The organism is Mucilaginibacter sp. Bleaf8 (assembly GCF_018390515.1).
Classification (GTDB): Bacteria; Bacteroidota; Bacteroidia; order Sphingobacteriales; family Sphingobacteriaceae; genus Mucilaginibacter.
This window is the reverse complement of record NZ_JAHBBK010000001.1, coordinates 941,490-959,487: the sequence shown is the minus strand read 5'-3', so window position 1 is coordinate 959,487 and position 17,998 is coordinate 941,490. Positions and strand designations below refer to the sequence as shown.

The 17,998-nt window shown below is 41.8% G+C and carries 18 protein-coding genes and 1 tRNA gene; 7 read left to right on the top strand and 12 right to left on the bottom strand.

All coding sequences use genetic code 11. The features are described 5' to 3' along the window. Window position 1: 1 nt before the first annotated feature. From KHS38_RS04290 to nusB, 4 genes are all read right to left on the bottom strand, one after another. Complete coding sequence (locus KHS38_RS04290; RefSeq protein WP_213487275.1) at window positions 2–946, bottom strand: YbbR-like domain-containing protein; 945 nt, start codon at window positions 944–946, stop codon at window positions 2–4. A gap of 90 nt (window positions 947–1,036) precedes the next feature. Then, on the bottom strand, window positions 1,037–1,366 hold the full coding sequence (yajC, locus tag KHS38_RS04285) for a preprotein translocase subunit YajC (RefSeq protein ID WP_213487274.1): 330 nt from the start codon (window positions 1,364–1,366) through the stop codon (window positions 1,037–1,039). An 11-nt stretch (window positions 1,367–1,377) separates the two neighbouring features. After that, window positions 1,378–1,830 carry a DUF1573 domain-containing protein gene (locus KHS38_RS04280; RefSeq protein WP_213487273.1) on the bottom strand — a complete coding sequence of 151 codons (453 nt, stop codon included), beginning with the start codon at window positions 1,828–1,830 and terminating at the stop codon, window positions 1,378–1,380. 8 nt (window positions 1,831–1,838) lie between these two features. Next, entirely contained in the window at window positions 1,839–2,786 is a 948-nt protein-coding gene (nusB, locus tag KHS38_RS04275) for a transcription antitermination factor NusB (RefSeq protein ID WP_213487272.1), read from the bottom strand. A 307-nt stretch (window positions 2,787–3,093) separates the two neighbouring features. Here nusB and KHS38_RS04270 point away from each other — a divergent pair, with 307 nt between their 5' ends. Then, on the top strand, window positions 3,094–4,887 hold the full coding sequence (locus KHS38_RS04270; RefSeq protein ID WP_213487271.1) for an ABC transporter ATP-binding protein: 1,794 nt from the start codon (window positions 3,094–3,096) through the stop codon (window positions 4,885–4,887). Window positions 4,888–5,037: 150 nt separating this feature from the next. After that, window positions 5,038–5,379 (top strand): DUF3276 family protein, encoded by a 342-nt coding sequence (locus tag KHS38_RS04265; RefSeq protein ID WP_213487270.1) that lies wholly within the window; start codon window positions 5,038–5,040, stop codon window positions 5,377–5,379. A 145-nt stretch (window positions 5,380–5,524) separates the two neighbouring features. On the opposite strand, the gene mgtE is transcribed toward KHS38_RS04265, so the two are convergent. Continuing rightward, a complete protein-coding gene (gene mgtE / locus KHS38_RS04260) occupies window positions 5,525–6,886 on the bottom strand; it encodes a magnesium transporter (protein WP_213487269.1) in 1,362 nt (453 codons plus the stop codon). Between the two features lie 236 nt (window positions 6,887–7,122). On the opposite strand from mgtE, the gene ychF reads away from it, so the two are divergent. Together ychF and KHS38_RS04250 are read left to right on the top strand one after the other, a co-directional pair. Next, window positions 7,123–8,223, top strand: a complete 1,101-nt coding sequence (ychF, locus tag KHS38_RS04255) for a redox-regulated ATPase YchF (protein WP_213487268.1) — start codon at window positions 7,123–7,125, stop codon at window positions 8,221–8,223. Window positions 8,224–8,381: 158 nt separating this feature from the next. After that, window positions 8,382–8,453 (top strand) — tRNA-Arg (locus tag KHS38_RS04250). 975 nt (window positions 8,454–9,428) lie between these two features. Here KHS38_RS04250 and KHS38_RS04245 read toward each other — a convergent pair. The 7 genes from KHS38_RS04245 to KHS38_RS04215 all read right to left on the bottom strand — a co-directional run bounded on the left by KHS38_RS04245 (window position 9,429) and on the right by KHS38_RS04215 (window position 15,789). Then, window positions 9,429–9,929 carry a hypothetical protein gene (locus tag KHS38_RS04245; protein ID WP_213487267.1) on the bottom strand — a complete coding sequence of 167 codons (501 nt, stop codon included), beginning with the start codon at window positions 9,927–9,929 and terminating at the stop codon, window positions 9,429–9,431. A gap of 83 nt (window positions 9,930–10,012) precedes the next feature. Next, window positions 10,013–10,756, bottom strand: coding sequence for a hypothetical protein (locus KHS38_RS04240; protein WP_213487266.1), 744 nt, complete (start codon window positions 10,754–10,756; stop codon window positions 10,013–10,015). 118 nt (window positions 10,757–10,874) lie between these two features. Next, window positions 10,875–11,450 carry a hypothetical protein gene (locus KHS38_RS04235; protein WP_213487265.1) on the bottom strand — a complete coding sequence of 192 codons (576 nt, stop codon included), beginning with the start codon at window positions 11,448–11,450 and terminating at the stop codon, window positions 10,875–10,877. Window positions 11,451–11,461: 11 nt separating this feature from the next. After that, complete coding sequence (locus KHS38_RS04230; protein ID WP_213487264.1) at window positions 11,462–13,081, bottom strand: hypothetical protein; 1,620 nt, start codon at window positions 13,079–13,081, stop codon at window positions 11,462–11,464. Window positions 13,082–13,715: 634 nt separating this feature from the next. After that, window positions 13,716–13,859, bottom strand: a complete 144-nt coding sequence (locus tag KHS38_RS04225) for a hypothetical protein (protein ID WP_213487263.1) — start codon at window positions 13,857–13,859, stop codon at window positions 13,716–13,718. A gap of 316 nt (window positions 13,860–14,175) precedes the next feature. Next, window positions 14,176–14,928, bottom strand: coding sequence for a YdcF family protein (locus tag KHS38_RS04220; protein ID WP_213487262.1), 753 nt, complete (start codon window positions 14,926–14,928; stop codon window positions 14,176–14,178). Between the two features lie 102 nt (window positions 14,929–15,030). After that, window positions 15,031–15,789, bottom strand: coding sequence for a DUF72 domain-containing protein (locus tag KHS38_RS04215; protein ID WP_213487261.1), 759 nt, complete (start codon window positions 15,787–15,789; stop codon window positions 15,031–15,033). A gap of 194 nt (window positions 15,790–15,983) precedes the next feature. Here KHS38_RS04215 and KHS38_RS04210 point away from each other — a divergent pair, with 194 nt between their 5' ends. The 3 genes from KHS38_RS04210 to KHS38_RS04200 all read left to right on the top strand — a co-directional run bounded on the left by KHS38_RS04210 (window position 15,984) and on the right by KHS38_RS04200 (window position 17,955). After that, window positions 15,984–16,457 (top strand): VOC family protein, encoded by a 474-nt coding sequence (locus KHS38_RS04210; protein ID WP_213487260.1) that lies wholly within the window; start codon window positions 15,984–15,986, stop codon window positions 16,455–16,457. A gap of 82 nt (window positions 16,458–16,539) precedes the next feature. Further along, complete coding sequence (locus KHS38_RS04205) at window positions 16,540–17,067, top strand: DUF4142 domain-containing protein (protein ID WP_213487259.1); 528 nt, start codon at window positions 16,540–16,542, stop codon at window positions 17,065–17,067. Between the two features lie 135 nt (window positions 17,068–17,202). After that, a complete protein-coding gene (locus tag KHS38_RS04200; RefSeq protein ID WP_249665270.1) occupies window positions 17,203–17,955 on the top strand; it encodes an OBAP family protein in 753 nt (250 codons plus the stop codon). Window positions 17,956–17,998: the final 43 nt, after the last annotated feature.

The following is a 17,998-nucleotide window of genomic DNA, read 5'->3' as shown; positions in this document are numbered from 1 at the left end:
GTTATTTTTTAATTATAAAGTCGACGTTCTGGGGTACGGTACTTACTATTTTACAGTAGGCAGGCATATGCGTAATCTTAACCGGCAACACGCTGTAGCCTTGATGCCACAAACTCAAATCGGCGTTAGCTTCAAAAAAGTTTTCGTCAATCTCGGTATAGCGGCTTAGTGGTACGGTAAACGTTACCCTTACTTTCTGTGGAAAGATTCTTACCGCATCGTAATGTGTGTTGTTGCTTACTTTTACCGGTATATCCAGCGTTTTTTCGGTAAACTCCTCAACCGGTATGCGCACCTGAACCATCTTTGGGTATACATTCAGGTTGCCGGACTTAACCGGTTGCAGCCTTACAATGGTATTGATTGTTTGCCGTACATCGGTAAACTTAATAGAGTCGGTTAGCCAGTGGTTTACATTTTCGATAACATTGCCGGGTCCGTTAACAACTACATAAGCGGGCTGAACGGTCACTTTACCTGTAACCATATACTGTTTCTTGTAAGTGATAGCCTGAAGGGGTAGTACCGGTACTTTCTTGGTTAGCCGATTGGTGAAGTCAAAATAAAGCGTATCCGGGTTAAAAGCAATAATGCGATGGTTGAGGTCTTTGTTCCGGTTAATGCGCTCTAACTGGGTGTTAAGTGCAATATAGTCGTTGTGATCAAGCGTATGCAAATCAACCGGGATAGGGCGCGAGCCATGATCCATTTTTGAAAACAGCATCTGCCAGCCGGTGCCTTGCAAACTTATTTCTACAGTATCAGTCTGCAAAGGCCTGAAGGCACGCTTTTGCGGGGCGTTTTTGAACACAATGGCCTGCCGTGTGGTGTAAACATATTTTTCCGACAGCGTAGCAAATACCCAGGCTACTACAGCAAGTAACAAACAGGTTATGAAAACGGATAACCGCCTGCGTTCAGAAACAGATAGTTTGATGATGGGCATGCTTATGTATCGCTTTGCTTAACGGCTAAAAATAAAATGCCGCTCTTTTAATTACAAAAAGAAACGGCATTTGAAAAGGTAATGTTTTAGTTAAGATTTAGTAACAACCGGTGTGTTTAATGCTTTTGATGCATCTAATGAGATGGATGCTTTATCAAAACGGATTTTTACACCATTGTCTACCTCAACTAAAAATGTCGTATCGTTGATGTCGGCAATGCGGCCGTGTATACCGGCAGTGGTTACCACTTTGTCGCCTTTTTTAAGCTCTTCAACGTATTTCTTCTGGTCTTTCTGTTTTTTAACCTGAGGGCGAATCATAAAAAAGTAGAATACCACAATGATCAGGATCATGGGTACGATACTACCAAAGCCGCCGGCGCCACCGCCAAATTGTAATAGAATAGTTGCTGTCGTCATGTTTAAATTAATTATTTTTTGGTTACCTCGCCGGTTAAATGCACCACATTTTGCGGGTGAAATGTATTGGCGGTAATGGTTACCATTTTATCCTGTAAGCCGTCTTTGCCGGCACTATTGAATGTTACTTTAATTTCGCCATCCTGGCCGGGTGCAATGGGCTTGGCATCAAACTCCGGCTTGGTACAGCCGCAGCTGGCCACCGCATCGCTGATGATAAGCGGCGATTTACCGGTATTGGTAAATTTAAATGTGTAGCTTACTTTATCACCGGTTTTGATTTTACCAAAGTCGTAAGCTGTTTTTTGGAACTGCATTGCCGGGGCACTGGCCGAATCAACACTTGCTGCCTCGTGTGTGGTTGCTGTACTGTCGCTGTTGCCAGTTACGTTTGCCGTTTTGGTTGATTGGTTACAGGCGGCTAATGCACCTGCCAGGCATAATACTACTATAAAGTTTCTCATGTTTGCTGTTATTCAATTAATCCCCTGCCGGTTTTACGAATTTTGTTCTGGTCTTTCAGTTCAAACAAAATTTTATCAAGTATACCGTTAATAAACGAGTTGCTTTTCGGTGTACTGAATTCTTTCGCAATCTCCAGGTACTCGTTAATGGTTACCTTAACGGGTACGGATGCAAAGTTAACAAATTCTGTGATAGCCATTTTCATCAGCAGCGTATCCATCATGGCAATACGTTCCGGCTCCCAGTTCTGGGTTTTGTTGCCTATCAATTCCTGGTACTCGGCATCATGACGAATGCACTCTTCAAAAAGGTTAATGATAAAGTCGCGGTCTTCGGGCCAGTTACCTGTAACTTCGGCCAGCTTGTTCTCATGCGGATTATCGTTCGAGAAGTTTTTGAAGGTTTTTGCAATCAGTGCCTGCAATATTTCTTTATCAATAGGCCAGGCAATAAACTTATCTTCAAACACCTGTTCGGCAAGTGTCGATTTCAGAATTACTTTTTTGAAGATGTATTTAATGATGTCTTTATCCGTTAACAGCGTATCATCTGTTTTTTGCAGGTAAGCTTTATACTCATCCGAGTTTTTAAGTACCAAAAACAGTGATTTTGACAGTTCGGGCTCAAAATCCCAGGATACCTTGTATTTTTTGAGGGCTAAAATGTAGTCTTTATTAACGTGCAGTGAAGTAATAAAGCGGTTTTCGAGAATCTTTAAGTTGGGATTCAGATCTTCGGCGGTGGGCAAGTGTTTGTTAGCACGCTCTTCAGCGTCATTGCTGGAAAACTGTATCACTTCGTCAATCAGTGATAGCATCCAGATATACATCTCATATACCTGGTCAATGTTATGCAGTAAGTTTTTTTCATGCTGTTTAACATCCTTTTGCTCTGTTTGATGATATGCGTATAAAGCCTGCAATACTTTAACCCTGAGATGCCTTCTGTTTAACATGAATAAGAACGATTTAAGATGGTATTTCTAAAAAAATGTTTCACTTGATATACCCAAAACATCAGCAATGTGCTTTTGTTCGCGGTTACATCAGTCTCACAAGGTTTACCCGGTACAGCTTTTATAAGCAAAAGTACTGCACCGCTACAACGCCATGAAACTATAATATTTCGGTGCAAAAGTAAGTTTTTTTTGCTTGCCAATAAACATTAGGTCGGGTAAAATATTAATAAAAGGTAAATAAATTGGTGCTGCTGGTAAGCGGTACCTTTGTAGCTGTCAAATACATTACCTTTGTGCCGGTAGTATGAAAAGCCTTGCCTATTTAAATAAGTTTTTTTACAAGTACCGCTGGCGCCTGGTGCCGGGTGTGTTCTTTGTAATAATATCCAACATATTTGGTGTGTTGCCTGCGCAGGTAATACGGGTAGCCTTTAACTTGGTAGCCGAAAATATACAGATCTATCATCTGTATGCCGGCTTTAACCGGCAACAGGTTGTTTATGATATTTTCGGGTCGAGCCTGCTGCTTTTTGGTGTGTTGGTATTAGTGCTGGCGTTGTTGAGGGGCCTGTTCCTGTTTTTTATGCGGCAAACCATCATCCTCATGTCGCGGCATATTGAGTATGATCTGAAAAACGAAATTTATAGCCACTACCAGGAATTATCCCTCGCATTTTACCGCCGCCACAATACCGGCGATTTGATGAACCGCGCAACCGAAGATGTAAGCCGGGTGCGTATGTACCTGGGCCCTGGTATTATGTATGCCATCAACACCGTTGTGCTTTTTGTGCTGACGGTTTATGCCATGCTTTCGGTAAACGGCAGGCTGGCGCTGTTTGCCTTACTACCCATGCCGGTACTGGTGCTAAGCATTTATTATGTAAACAATATTATCAATTTCCGCAGCGAAAAAATACAGGAGCGGTTATCTGCGCTGTCGAGTTTTGTACAGGAAAATATATCAGGCATTAGGGTTGTTAAATCTTACGTCCGCGAATCGTATATCAGCAAGCGCTTTACCGAAGAGAGCGAGAATTACAAAATGCATTCCATGGCGCTTACCAAAGTGCAGGCGTTGTTTTATCCCATGATGCTTTTATTGGTAGGTATCAGTAATGTGCTTATCATATATATAGGTGGTGTAGAGGTAATGAAGGGAAGCATCACTTCGGGCAATATTGCCGAATTTGTGGTTTATTTGAACCAACTGATGTTTCCGGTAATGTCATTAGGGTGGGTAACCTCGCTTATACAGCGCGCGGCGGCATCTCAAAAACGTATCAACGAGTTTTTGCATGAACAGCCCGAAGTAAAATCGCCAGCAGTGCAACCCAAGCAGGTGAAGGGAAATATTGTTTTTGATGGGGTAAGTTTCGTATATCCGGATACCGGTATAAAGGCCCTCCAAAATGTGTCGTTCAGTATTGAACCCGGACAGATGCTGGCCATTATCGGCCGTACAGGATCTGGCAAGTCTACCATTGCCAACCTGTTGATGCGTATGTATGATACCACCGGTGGGCAGATATGTATCGACGGTACACCTATCAGTCAGTTAAACCTTAACAGCTATCGCTCACAGGTTGGTTTTGTGCCGCAGGAAGTTTTTTTATTTTCGGACACTATTGCCCGTAATATAGCTTTTAGTGCCGATGTACTGAATACACCTGCCGTTGAGCAGGCTGCCAAAGATGCTGCTGTTTATAATAATATCATAGAGCTGGAAAAAGGATTTGAAACGCTGATAGGCGAGCGGGGTATCACTTTATCGGGAGGGCAAAAGCAACGGGTTTCCATTGCCCGGGCCATTGTGAAAGAACCACAGATCCTGGTGTTTGATGACTGCCTTTCGGCTGTGGATACCCGCACCGAAGAAGAGATACTGCGTAATATGGGCCGAGTTATGAACGGTAAAACCAGCATCATCATAGCCCACCGTATTTCTACCATTCGCAATGCCGACAAAATACTGGTGATGGATAACGGTGTGATTGCTGAGCAGGGCAACCACGACGAGCTGATGCAGCAAAAAGGTGTTTATTTTGAACTGTACGAAAAGCAACTGCTCGAGGAACAAGAAAGCCCACAAACGTAGGCTTAATATACAAGTGTTAGATTGAGGGTGCGAAATACAAACAAGGATGTTAATAGTTTAAATAATTATCAACATTATTAATAAAAATACTTGCTATTTCAAAAATTGTTTATATTTATGCAATCATAACTATTACAACACTTATTTATCATGGGAGATTTTGATAACAGAGAGCGGGATGAAGTATTCTCGAAAAAGGTAAGGGCAGGTAAAAGAACTTATTTTTTTGATGTAAAAGCAACACGTTCAAACGACTATTACATCACAGTAACAGAGAGCAAAAAGCGTTTGGAAGATGGTGTGTTTGTGAAACATAAAATTTTCTTGTACAAAGAAGATTTTGAGAAGTTTGCCGAAGGCCTGAAAGAGACAGTTGATTATATCAAAGCCCATCAGGATGTGGTTGAAAAACGTTACGAATACAGCGAGCTGTCTGAAATCACCAAAGCAGCCGGTGTAGCCGAACCAGACGAAGACTTAACAACGTACTAATACAAAATAAAAATGCGCCCTTAGGCGCATTTCTTTATAAGCTTATTATTGAAGCTTCGTCCGGTAAGGGCGAGGCTTTTTTGTTTTGTATTTAGCATTAATTTGTTTTGGCGATAGTTATCTGAGGTCTCTATTACTGAAGACCTTATATATGCATAATGGATACTGCGATGGTAAAGTAAATAATAAGGCCGGTAACGTCAACCAGCGTAGCTACAAATGGCGCTGATGATGTAGCAGGGTCAAGCCCCAGCTTTTTAAGCATCAGCGGCAGCATGGAGCCGGCCAGTGATCCCCACAGTACAATGCCTACCAAAGCCAGACCAACTGTTGTACCTACCAGTACCCAATGCGGACCGTAGATGTCGCTAAAAAGCGTCCAGATGTAAATTCGGAAAAAGCCAATGATACCGAGTGTAACACCAAGCAGCAAACCAGAGATGATTTCCCGGCGCATTACGCGCCACCAATCGGCCACGGTAACTTCACCAAGCGCCATGGCTTGTATAATAAGAGTTGATGCCTGCGACCCGCTGTTGCCACCACTCGATATAATGAGCGGCACAAACAAGGCGAGTACTACAGCCTTAGCTATCTGATCCTCAAAAAAGCCCATTGCTGTAGCGGTAAGCATCTCACTTAAAAATAAGATAATTAGCCAGCCTACGCGTTTCTTAACCAGTTTTAGCAACGGGATGTCCAGGTAAGGCTCATCTAATGCCTCTGTACCACCAATTTTTTGAATGTCTTCTGTATATTCCTCGTTGGCTATCCACAAAATGTCATCCACAGTTACAATACCCAGCAAAATATCATTATGATCGGTAACGGGTAGGGCTACGCGGTTATTCATCCTGAAAGTGTTGATCACCTCTTCTTGGGGGTCGTTCACGTTCAGGGCAATCAGCCGGTTATCCATCAGGTCACTTATTTTAGTGGCCGGATCAACCAGCAATATTTCACGAATTCTGATATCGTCCAACAAAACGCCATGATCGTCAATTACATATATCACGTCTATGGTTTCGGAATTTTTACCATAGCGCCTGATGTGTGATAGCACACGTACTACATCCCAGTCTTTTCTTACGGCTACATAATCCGGTGTCATCAACCGGCCTACGCTGTCTTCTTCGTAGCCTAATAAAGCCAGGGCCTGTTTGCGGTCGTCGGGTGGGAGGTGTAAAATCAGATTTTTAACCGTATCGCCATGTAATTCACTGAATAATGAGGTACGGTCATCGGGCGGTAGTTCGTTAATCAGTTCGGCTGTTTTGTATCCCGGCAGCTTTTTTAGTAAACGCTCCTGGGTTGGGAAATCCAAAATCCGGAAAACGTTCACTGCGCGGTTAAGGGAAAGACTTTCAATAAAAACAGCTGCATGCTCGGGCAGTTCCCCGATCAGTTCTTCGACGTCCGATATGTTGAGGCTGTTCAAATAGTCATGCAATTGCGTTTTATCTCCTGTTTCCAGTAACATTTCTATTTGTTCAACCATTTCTTTCATATGCGGCCCTCTTTGTTTTACATCTTAAACTTAAATTGTCAGCAATCGTTTGATAACGCCCGCAAAAGTCGTTTATTTTTTCAAATATCAAGGCAGAAATTGTGTTATCTTTGCGGGAAATTTGACAGCGTATTTAGTATATTAATTTACTGAACAATACAACAAGTCACTTAGGTGGCTTATACAATATACATAGCGCCATTCACTTAACAATTTAATACACGCAATAACAACTAATGGGTTTACAATGTGGTATAGTAGGTTTGCCAAACGTAGGTAAATCAACACTTTTTAACTGTTTATCGAACGCCAAAGCACAGGCGGCTAACTTTCCGTTTTGTACAATTGAGCCCAATGTTGGCGTAATTACCGTGCCCGATGAGCGGCTAACCAAGCTGGCCGAGCTGGTAGTTCCGCAAAAGGTGGTACCGAACGTGATTGAGATAGTAGATATTGCCGGTTTGGTAAAAGGCGCCAGCAAAGGTGAGGGATTGGGTAACCAGTTTTTAGGTAATATACGTGCCACTAATGCCATTATTCACGTGCTGCGTTGTTTTGATAACGATAACGTAATTCACGTTGATGGTTCTGTTGACCCGATTCGTGACAAAGAAATCATTGATACCGAACTGCAGCTGAAAGACCTGGAATCGGTTGAAAAGAAGATTCAGAAAGTAGAAAAGATGGCCAAAACCGGTGGCGACAAGGATGCTAAAAAAGCATACGAAGTTTTAACCGTTTACCGTGAACACCTTATGAGCGGTAAATCTGCCCGTACAGCACAAGTTGCCGAAGAGGATAAAGAGCATATTGCCGACTTGTGGTTATTAACCGCCAAGCCGGTAATGTACGTTTGCAACGTAGAAGAAAGCGCCGTAAATACCGGTAACGCTTACGTTGAAAAAGTACGTGAGGCCGTAAAAGAAGAAAACGCTGAAGTACTGGTCATTTCTGCACAGATTGAATCGGAAATTGCTCAGCTGGAAACTTACGAGGAGCGCCAAATGTTTCTGGACGATTTGGGTTTGAAAGAATCCGGGGTAAATAAGCTGATTAAAGCAGCGTACCAGCTGTTGGATCTGAGTACCTACTTCACTGCCGGTGTACAGGAAGTGCGTGCTTGGACAATTACTAAAGGATTTACAGCACCGCAGGCAGCAGGCGTAATCCACTCCGATTTTGAGAAAGGATTTATCCGTGCGGAGGTGATCAAGTATGAAGATTTTGTGAAGTTTGGTTCGGAAAGTGCCTGCAAAGATGCCGGTAAATTAAGCGTAGAAGGTAAAACTTACGTTGTACAAGACGGCGACATTATGCACTTCCGCTTCAACGTGTAGTGAATTAAGCCAAGAGCTAACAATTAAGAGTCGGGAAAAATAGTTAGTACATAGCTTATTTCCTGGTTCTTGAAGCATAGTTTGCTATAAATTAAAGACTAATTGGTTTTCAGCTCTTGGCTCTTGATTCTAAAATAATATATTTGCACTCGCTGCAAGCACCCGTAGTTCAATGGATAGAATTTCAGATTCCGGTTCTGAAGATAGGGGTTCGAATCCCTTCGGGTGCACTAAACCCCTCCAAACAAGCGTTTGAGAGGGGTTTTTTAATGGTGTAAATAATCGAGCTTCTAAGGCTTTTTGTGCTTCGTTGCAGATGGTTCTCTGGTTAAAGCGAGTGCTCTGCTCTTTATGCTCTGTACATTATAGGTTAGCACTTCAGTGGTTGGTTTCAATTCTTTCATATCCGTTGCAAAGGTGTTCTTAACAGCTTCATAAATCGCTATATGTTCAGACTTACGAACAATATGTGTACGATCCTTTTACGAAGTATCTGAGCAAGATAAGCTAGTGCCAAACAGAGGTTCCGGATGTTTTAATTACAGTGATAATAGGGATGAATCTATTCAATATCCAGTATTTCAGTATTAGAGTATCAGTCAGGATCCAAACTCTTTTCAATTCGAAACTAGTATGAGAGTTAAGTGGTATAAACATCTCACAACAACCGATGGAAAGTATTTATTGGTTAAAACGTATGGTGAGTTGTTTCTATACAACACAGAAACATTTGCAAGTGTAAAACAACCACATCAAACAACGTAACTTGCCTACCGGCCACCAGTTGCCTGCGCTGACACCTCGGACCGTGGCCAGTTCGATTATGCTTATATTGATTCGTTGACTGTGGTGCAGTAGTGAAAAAAGAAACGGATAATGAAGGCAAATAAAAGCTACATTGATATATTCTCTAACGATCTTATAGTTTCATGTGAGTGGCGTCAAGCTACTGACCGTTCAGCAGAAAGAACCGGTTTTCGAACTTAGGTATTCAAGTGGCAGCAAATTTCAGCTTCGCGCAGCTTACTCACATTGGCCCAGGGTAGTTTGATATCAACCGGTTTAGTTTGATATCAAACTACAATTATAACCTTAATTTCAATAAGTTCCGGCCGACGATAGGAGCTAGGTGGGACTTAGTGAGGTTTTAATGTTTGTAATGATAAGGTGAAACTAAATTTTGGTTTCACCTTATCATTATGGGGTTAAAATATTATACCACCACTTTGGAACGGCGACAGAAGAATGCAATCGACGACATCTTTTCGCCCGTCTGTAAAGTTTGTTATGTTCCATATGGATTCTGGGGAATGGCTAAATCTTAGCTGGCGGTCTTTGTAAACTTGTTTCATTTCTTCTGTCAGCTTTTCGTCTTCGGGGCTGGGCCAGGATCCATACTGTAAACCGCATCCTTCATTATGTGTCAGTTGCAAAGGTAGAATGTATGTTCTTGTAGCCAATGTTCCGGATACCCGGATAGTAGCCAGTGGTTCAATAGCTTTGAATGCTTTAATAAGGGCTTGCTGAACAAAAACCGGGGTGGTTTTTGTGTAAGCGATGTTGGACAACTTCCCTTTTTTACTGATGTTGAATTTTACGAACACGCAGAACTCCTGGCAGGAGTTATTAACGGAATCTTTATCGGGGTGATAGTGGTCAATCATTTTAGAAAAAATATTATAGATATCGTCCGTTAAAGCTGCCATACGGCGTTGATGTTGGCTGAAACCGCTTAAGGTAAACGCGGTCAAGATGAGGGTGATAAACAATGCTTTCATACATAGTCGTTTTATGGGCATTTGGTGCCTTCCAGACCGGCACGCTGATATTCATAATCAACATTAATCTGGCTTTGAGTAGTGTTATGGTCTTTGAGGATCTGGTTGTAAGTGGTAGGATTCGACACAGAAAGATCTTTAACGCCGCCGAGGGCCAAAGACGTTGCGATATTTATATTTACCCCGAACACATTATTGAGAAGTGAGGCAATACCATTTACATATTTTGTTGCGATGTCGTAATGCTGTAACATTTGCGTATTCGCTTTTGACGAGTTTACATAGCTTAAATATCCGTGTAGCAGCTCATGAACAAAGATAGCAGCTTTAAATTCTTGGCTCGCATCCCTGGGCAACACGTTCGTATTTACCCTAATCAGAAAGTCATATTGCCGGGAGCCATCGGACTTGGTAACATTCTTCAATGGAAATGAGAAAGCCGGTCGGTTATAAGTTTCAGTGCTTTCTATGAACATTGCATTGACTTTATCGGTTGTACCAAAGGTGGTTTGTATGATCGACGCTACTTGTCCAACCATATTTTTGTTTTTTAATTTATCGACCACAACGCCATTGCATCCGGTTAGCTCGTTTTTAATATCTGTAAGGGCCGGGGATGTATTGTTGGCGGGAGGGCAAGGTGTATTGCCGCCTCCTCCAGGATCTCCGCCTATCGGTGGTGGTGGTGGCACATTTAATACCTGATTTTTGCCTGCGATAACCTTAATACTGACAACTTGTGGTTGTTCTATCACAATTATGACTTTGATGCAAATAAATTCCGGCCAACTATTGGTGCTAGGTAGGATCTAGTCAGGTTCTAATGCTTATTGAGGCTCAAATTATAGGTTTGCATTTCAAATGAAATGGAGCTTAGAATATGATCCCACCACTACGAAGTGGTGACAACAAGATGCAGTCAATGGCGTCAGTACGGTTCCCATCAGTAAAATGGGTAATATTCCATATAGATACAGGCGAATGGCTGAACCTTAGCTGACGATCTTTGTAAACCTGTTTCATTTCTTCTGTCAGCTTTTCATCTTCCGGACTGGGCCAGGATCCGTATTGCAAACCGCAGCCTTCGTTATGTATCAGCTGCAATGGTAGAATGTATGTCCTTTTAGCCAGTTGACTTGTTATCCGGATCTTCACAGCAGGCTCTATTGCCTTAAACGCCTTAGTAAGGGCTTGCTGAACAAAAGCCGGGGTGGTTCGTGTATAAGCTATATTTGTTAGCTTGCCTTTTGCGCTGATATTGAATTTAATGAATACACAGAATTCCTGACATGAATTGTCGACGGAATCCCTATTCGGATGATATTCTTTAATCATCTTTAATGACATTAGGTTTATATCATCCAATAAAGGGCCAATGCCAGATGTTTTTTGACAAAAACCGGCTAATGTGCATGCGGTTAGAATTAGGGTGATAATTATTGCTTTCATAGCTATTCGTTTTATGGACATTTAGTACCGTCCAAGCCGGCACGTTGAAATTCATAATCAAGATTTATCTGGCTTTGAGATGTATGATGGGCATTTAAAATTTGATTGTAGATAACCGGATTTGAAACAGAGAGATCCTTAACGCCACCGATTGCAAGAGAGACAGCTTTACCTTTATCAAGTCCAAATACATTGGTAAGCAACTGGGCAATTCCATCGACATACTTTGTTGCAATATCATAGTGTTGAAGCATCTGTGTGTTCGCTTCAGATGAATTGGTGAATGTTAAGTAGCCATGTAACAATTCGTGAATAAATATAGCCGCTTTAAACTCCTGACTTGCATCACTTGGAAGAGTATTTTTATTTATTCTTATCTCATAATCATAATAGTGTATCCCATCTCTCGTTCTGTCAGTCAAAGGAAGCGAGAATGCAGGCCTGGTATAGGTATCGGTACTCTCAATGAATACTGCGTTCACTTTATCTGTTGTACCAAATGTGCTTTGCATAATTCCAGCTACCTGTCCCTTTAAATCTTTGCTCCTCAACTTTTCAACCACCGCATAATTGCATCCGGTTAAATTATTTACGATATCTGTAAGCGGTGGGTTGCTCACTGGAGGGCAAGGTGGATTGCCGCCTCCTCCAGGATCTACACCTATCGGTGGCGGTGGTGGCACATTTAATACCTGATTTTTGCCTGCGATAACCTTAATACTGACAACTTGTGGTTGTTCTATAACAGGCACACAAGGATTAGGATTGGGAGTGGTCCCGCCGCCGCCACCGCCACCACCACCACCAACGGAACCGCCACCACCACTTCCGGTGCCTGTACAAACTGTAGTGGTGGTTGAATACATGTAGTCGCAGGTTACCTCTGATGAATAAGTAACGCCATTGCTTGTCCAGGATCCATAGTAGCAGTTATAAAACTTGGTTTCGTAAGTCTCACAATTGGGTGCCATGTTAAGCGGTTTACTTACTGAACCGGTTGAAAGTACTTTCGTATCCGTTGAATTACCGAGGGAGGGAACCAAGGTAGCCTCGGCAGTGAGCGCCCCGTTTTTGTACATCCAACCATTGATGAATTTGTGATCAAACGTAAAATAATAAACCATACCCGTAAAGCCTGCCGGAATATCGGTGTAATGAACGGCGTTGATCAGCGGCTTTTCCTTGTGTTCAGAAATATCTTCAACCACTTTCATGTAAAAGTTCATCCTCGAGCCATTGTGAAATGTTAGGAACACCGCATCTGTTTTATTGGCAAACGTTTTCTTCGCGGCTGTTGCAGGTGGGGCATAACAGATGATGGTAGAATCAACAACCATGGTAAACTCCGCAACAAGGCTACTATCGCTTCGCTCAAAAACATAGCCTTTATCCCACATAAGGTCTCTTCCTTTGATAGCATTAAATAATCTTTCGCCTAATGAAAAAGATTTATATGTTTTAAACGAGTTTTCATAGAGTATTTTATACTCGCTGTAATCAAATTTATCATTGGGGCTTCTAAGCTCGTTATGTTCTCCACGATTGTCTTTCCTACAGCTAAAAATTATAAAAATGAGTGTGAAAAAATACAGGGAGACAACACCGCGGCAGGAAGTAGGAATTTTTTTCATTTGTGATGGTTAGATTACTAGAAAAGTAGTAATTGTATTTCGAAAATCAAAGAAATTACATGAGTTTTTGTCTCATAGTTAAATAAGTTCAAAACCAAGATCAACTGTGAAAAGACGCTTGCTCTTAGCTATGTACAATGGCTTAACTAGGAAGAGGATTCGATATAAAATCACATTTCAATCAAGAAATGTTTATCACCCAAACGCAGTTTAGGTGCTGATTACGATTAAATTAAAGCTGTCAAAAATTAATATTCATTCTTACTGACAAATCAGCAACCGTCTGCACACTCTTTTAGGGTAAAAGCTAACCATAATCAATGTACATCTCTTTTTACCAAATTTTAACATAGCTATGTGATAAACTTTAAAAGGAAGTCAGTGCCAATGAGTCATTTCACCCAGACCTCTAATAAGATGCGTAATGAGCTGCGCTTTGTAAAATAGATTTTGCTATAACGGTCGTGAGCCGGAATCTAATATATCAAGAAGCACACGCACAATTACATAGCTATTTAGTCCGGTCGCGAAACCGACCCCGGATAATTCGCTCCCACGTGGATGACAAAAAATTGTTCATATCCAAACACTAGGCCGGGGCAATGCGCTTAATAAAATCAAAATGGTTTGAACCTTATGTTCGGCTTAACATAAAAGCTTCTAAATAAGGAAGCATAAGGAAGATAATAAAAAAGCCTAAAGCCAGTAAAGCTAACAGCCCTAAAACATCCTTAAATTTAGTGGTAAAAGTGATTTGGGTGATATCCTGATGAGCCATAGCAAAATTAATTTATACCAAGGTAGCATGGCAAATTTGTATTGTTGCAGGCATTTATAAACTGTATACCAAACTGTGTAGCTTTTATATTCAGCTGATTAATGGGGGTTTTTAAGAGAACGAATTATTGGTATAGGATTTCGTTAACTGTTCAATTTAGAAGACTGGCAGAATCATTATTATGATTAGCACACAAGTAATTAACATCAATTATCTTAACTGATGGCTCGGCGTCGTACTGATAATGTGCTACAATATTCTCAACAATCAAGCTTGAAAATAGGCTAATGTCCATAGTATCTCCATGTGGTGCTAATTAATACTTATGCAGCCGAGCTACCACGTATCCGACCAACTCTTTCGTATATATTTCCCAGGTATAAAGTACGTCGCTATGGGGCCAAAATGAGTTCAGGCTGATTTTATCTGTACCAGCTATGTAATGGCAAGTGTAGGGGATTACGTCAATTCCGGTATGCTTAAATATGAGCATTGCACGGCGCATATGAAAGTCGGACGTTACAAGCAGGTATGGCGGCTTCAGGTTTTGGGTTTTAAGTAACTGCCGGGTAAACAGCGCGTTTTCTATCGTGTTTCTCGATTTGCTTTCAATCAAGATACTGCTATCCGGAATATTCAGTTCTTTTAACTGCCTGCCCACCCATACGCCTTCGCTTGTAGTGTCGGGTCTTAAGCTGGCATTTCCGCTGGTAATTAACAGGTGCGATGCTTTTCCTGTTGCTTTCAATTTTAATGCTTGTATAAAACGGTCGGCCGCTCCATTGAAGTAGCCTGTCTTATCTGCCTTTCTGGATGAAAATCCACCCAAAATAATGGCGCAGCTATACGTTTTATGTAGGTTTAACGACGTGCTTGGATAAGACCATAGCTTGGCATAAACGTTCAGAAAAAACGGTATAGAAAAAGTATATAACAGTAATACGCCGACAATGCATAACCGCTGTTTAACGTGTGGCTTTTTTAAGATAATGGCGCTTATAAAAATGATGAATACCCAGGTGATCGGGAAGGTGATGAACAGTAGTACTTTCGATAAGACAAACATCATATTATAGCTCAAGCAGGCGAGGTAAATATATGGAAAGAGCGACGTAATATTCTTATTGCTTACATTGTAATGTTTTAACCTGCTCTTAGAGAAATGAAGCAGTTAGCTTTCCTGCATGTAATTGTTCAGTGTTTGCAGGTTTTTTACCGCTTCGCCCATGGTGTTGTTAAAGTAGGCATATACTGTTTTGCCATCCTGCATCCATTCCTGGATGTACTGGGCATACTCATATAAAAACTCATCAGCGTAGCTGCCGCGGTAACCGCCATTCGGCCCATGAAAACGCAGATACACAAAGTCAGCCTCGCCTATACGCAAAGGTGCTGCCGAGGCTGGCAAATCATGCAGTACCATACCAACGCCATGCTCGTCAAGTAAATCGTATACATCGTCATTATACCATGAGCGGTGCCTGAATTCGACGGCAAGGGGCCAATTGGCCGATACATCAGCATGCTTAATTTCGCTCAGCAGATATTGTAGCTGCGGCAGGTTAATATTTGTGCTTGGCGGAAACTGTATCAGCAAACAGCCTTTTTTATCACCGGCATAGCTAATTACATTCATAAAGCGTTGCACAGCTGCACTATCGAACTTTAGCCCGGCATTATGGGTGATATCCTGCCAAAGCTTAAAAGTGAACCTGAAGGTATCCGGTACTTCAATTGCCCATTTGGCAATGGTTGATGCCATCGGTACCTTATAAAAAGTGCTATTGATCTCTACACTATTAAACAACGATGCATAATAAGCAAGCCTGCTTTTGTTTTGAAATTCAGCCGGAAAGAACTGCTTGTTGGGCACAGGTAGTACCACATTACTGGTACCTGCATAATAACCGCCTTCACTATTCCATATCATGTGAATGTTAACAACACTTTAATCAGAACTGTTTGTGTTGCCGCGTGAGATGCGCTCAGCGTTGATTGCAATATGCCGTCGCGAATAGGCCGCTATTTGTCGGAATTACACATGTTTCACTACAAGGTTTAATGTTATGTTTGTATCGTAGATATTAATAATCAATTGTTTAACTAATTAGTAAATTTAAACTTATGCCGTCAATCACACCTTTTTTATGGTTCAATAATAATGCGGAAGAAGCCCTTACGTTTTATACATCTGTTTTTAAAGAAGCAGAAATTGGTAAGGTGGTCCGTTACGGCGATGCTGGCCCCGGCCCGGCAGGTTCTCTAATGACCGCTACGTTTACGCTTAACGGGCAAAAGTTTATAGCGCTAAATGGCGGGCCGCATTACAAATTTACGGAAGCAATATCTTTTGTTATCAATTGCCAAATGCAGGAAGAGGTAGATTACTACTGGGAAAAATTAGCTGATGGTGGCGAGCCGGGCAGGTGTGGCTGGCTTAAAGATCAGTTTGGCTTATCATGGCAGGTTGTGCCTGATGCGTTGGCTGAACTATTAAAGGGAGCGGATGCCGCAAAGTCGCAAAACGTAATGCAGGCCCTCATGCAAATGGGCAAAATTGATATTGCAGTTTTGCAGGAAGCTTACATGAAAGGTTAAGTAAATATTATTTATTAATAATTAAAAACAGTAATTTTCTGATGGTGTTAATTAAGCAATAAACAAACTAACATCAGGATTTATGAAAAAGATCATCGCCTATTTAATCGTACTAGGTGCAATCATTACGCAGGTTTCGTTTGCACAAAGTAAAACACCGGATCCGGCATCTGCCGATTTTATTACCAATGCTACCGTGGCCAACATGAAAGAGATTGTTACCGGTAAACTGGCCGGTACTAAAGCAAAAGATGCAGAAGTTAAAAAATATGGTGACCAAATGGTTGAGCACCACAAAATGGCTACCAAGCAAATGATGGCTTTAGTGAAAGCCAAAGGCTATAAACTACCAAAACCACCTGTTGAGGCAGCTGCACCAGACAGTATGCTGGTAAATGCTTCAGGCGCCGAGTTTGACCGCATGTACATGACCATGATGGTAGCTGATCACCAAAAAACTATTGAGTTGTTTGAAACTGCAACGCATACCGTTCCCGAACCGGATCTGAAAGCTTTTGCCGTTAAAACACTGCCTTTGTTAAAACAACACCTGGTTCAGGCACAGGCTATTGTTTCTAAATTAGGTACCACAGGTGCTGTTACTCAATAAAAGAATCTCTAAACATTTAACAAGAGCTGGTTTGCAACCGGCTTTTGTTGTTTTATAAGCCGGTGCTTTAACCATATCCGTTGTAATAAAGATTGTATAATGATTTTAGATAATATCATAAGGCAAGTTAGCCGCTTGAGCATTACAGCCTGTTTGCTGGCATTATTTTACAGTTGCGGTGGCAACAACACCTCGTCGAACGTGGAGGCCAAAGGCGGCGAGAAAACCGGCAAAGACAAAATGTTGGAAACCGGGGCCGACCTGATACAGGATAAAACGCCACTAAGTACCTTTAATACTTACCTGGATGGCTTTCACTTTTATAACGGCAACCTGCATGCCCAAATGGAGGCGCATCACTATGTATCGCAGTTAAATAATGATATGTATCAGGCCATTATATTTGATGGCAACGGTAAAGATGCCAAGTTAATGGGGGTAGAGTATATCATTACCGCTAAGCTGTTCAAGACGTTGCCCGAGAAGGAAAAGTTGCTGTGGCACAGCCACCATTACGAGGTAAAATCAGGCGAGTTAATTGCGCCGGGACTGCCCGAAAAGGCGGAGCATGAGTTGATGGAAAAGATTGTGTCCACCTACGGTAAAACCATCCATACCTGGCATACCGATCAGGACCGTACCTTGCCTATGGGGATGCCTATGCTGATGATGGGCTTTACCAAAGAAGGGCAGCTTAACCCCGCAGCCGTGGCCGACAGAGATAAGCGGTTCAACGTATCAAAAGAAGAAAAGAAGCGAAACCGGGCCGACATCCCTATGCCACAGGTTGACCCTAATGCCAATGCTTGGGAAAAGGGCAAAGTAAGGCAGTTCATAATCACAGATCAGGTTGATTCGGCCATGAACAAGCACATGATGAAGCCTTGATTAAAGTAAATAAGGGCCTGATGCTTAGCATAGGCCCTTATTT